1 protein-coding gene is annotated in these 1714 nt (G+C 36.9%); it reads right to left on the reverse strand.

Features of this window, described 5'->3' with window-relative positions; genetic code table 11:
- Positions 1–158 precede the first annotated feature (158 nt).
- Positions 159–1049 carry an alpha/beta fold hydrolase gene (locus DFR58_RS21585; RefSeq protein ID WP_114300514.1) on the reverse strand — a complete coding sequence of 297 codons (891 nt, stop codon included), beginning with the start codon at positions 1047–1049 and terminating at the stop codon, positions 159–161.
- Between the last annotated feature and the right edge of the window lie 665 nt (positions 1050–1714).

A 1714-nucleotide genomic window follows, 5' to 3' on the forward strand; every position in this document is an offset into this window, starting at 1 on the left:
TGGTAGTACTTCTCCTTGTCCTAGGTGCAATCAGCTTTATTATAGCGGTTCTTTCCTTAAAAAAAGATAGTCATTAATTTAAATGGGGACATTCCAATTATTTTCATTATCAATCACCGCTTTCGTCTATTGGTTAAAATAAGTAAATGCAGCATGATTTAACTTAATAAAAAATGGACTATTTTATTATTTACAATTTCAGCCTGTTCGTGGTTTACAGCATGACCGGCATTAGGAATTATATCATACTTAAATCCACCATCATTCAAAATCTCAACAAATTCCTTCCTGCTTTTTGTAGTAGCAACCATATAATCACCAATTATAAAATAGAGTTTTTCTTTTACTCTTTGAGCCTTTTCCTTATTATATTTTTCAGGCTTATATCCAAACATAGCTCTGTTGTTGTGGACTTTAATTACCTGAACCATATGCTCAATAACCTCAGGGTGCTTCATGAAAATATTCGATTTAGGTGAAACTAGCTTACTCATTGACTTAATAAGGTTCTTCTTGGTTGGGATCAGTATTTCTGGAAAAAGCAGCAGCAGGGTAATTATCATTGATTTTATCGGGCTGGTTATAATGCCACCTTCTACACAAACTACTTTATTAACTTTTGAGCATTCATTTACAGCATATCTATAAGCAATAGAAGCTCCGTTAGAAACACCTACTATATTGAAGTTACTTATTTTCAAAATAGCAGCTATTTCATTAATCCAGCCTATCTGGTCAAAGTCCTTTGTGGAAAAGTCCTCATTTGGAACACTTTTACCCGGTCCGCCCAACGTATCAACTGCAATACAATAAAAATGTCTGGACAATTCCTTCATATTTAGCAGCCACATGACAGCAGAATTATCCCCAACACCATGAAACATCAGTAAAGGCGGATTCTTTGTATTTCCGCCAATAATACAATGAGTAGTCCCATATTTTGTTACCAGATCGACCTCTTTAATATGGGTATCCCATAATGTAAGCAGCTGATCGTAGGATTTTAAGACCTGCTCTTTTCCTTTATTACTCTTAAATACTTTAACCATAGAGACCCCTCCATATATCATTTTTTTATTCAACTTTCTAATCTTTTTTTTTTAAGAAACTAGGAACCATTTCAATGGATAGGAAGGGAATGCTTTTCCCATTCTATACTCTTGTTATCCCCAAACACCTAAGGGGGACCACCTAAGGGGGACGCTTCTGGTTTTAGGAACATCTCTCCCCCCAGCTTATGGGAACGCTCCTTACTTTAATGAATTTCCGAAGCTGAGGCAGGGACTCTTGCATGGCATAAATTCAGGAGCGTCCCCTTTTCTGTACGGGGACATTTCTACTTTGGAATGTCCCCGTTCCCACAAGATGTGATGTCAACAACCCCGTCAGACTGTGCTAAAACTCATTTGCGCGGTTATGTCAGCCCCACTTATGCGATTAAAATGGATATCATTTGGGATCGGGTATCGATTTTATTAAAAGTACTCCCACTTTCTATAAAGTCAATGGCATTTTTAGCCGTTTTAGCACACTCTGCCGTCCAATGTCATAAAGCTTAACTTACAGAATATTACATGGAACGTTTTTTGTTAACTGGATATTTGTTTTTCCTCGAAGGTTCCCTTCGGGGAAAACTTCTATCTGGCCGTATTGGAACAAGATTTTTTGTAATGTTTTTCATCGCTTTATCAAATAGCATTGTTCGGATTTCCGC

The sequence above is a fragment of the Anaerobacterium chartisolvens genome (assembly GCF_003337415.1).
GTDB lineage: Bacteria > Bacillota > Clostridia > Acetivibrionales > DSM-27016 > Anaerobacterium > Anaerobacterium chartisolvens.

Bases quoted from the DNA above. Each gene is read 5' to 3' on its own strand.
- DFR58_RS21585 (WP_114300514.1), bottom strand. From the start codon at position 1,049: ATGGTTAAAGTATTTAAGAGTAATAAAGGAAAAGAGCAGGTCTTAAAA.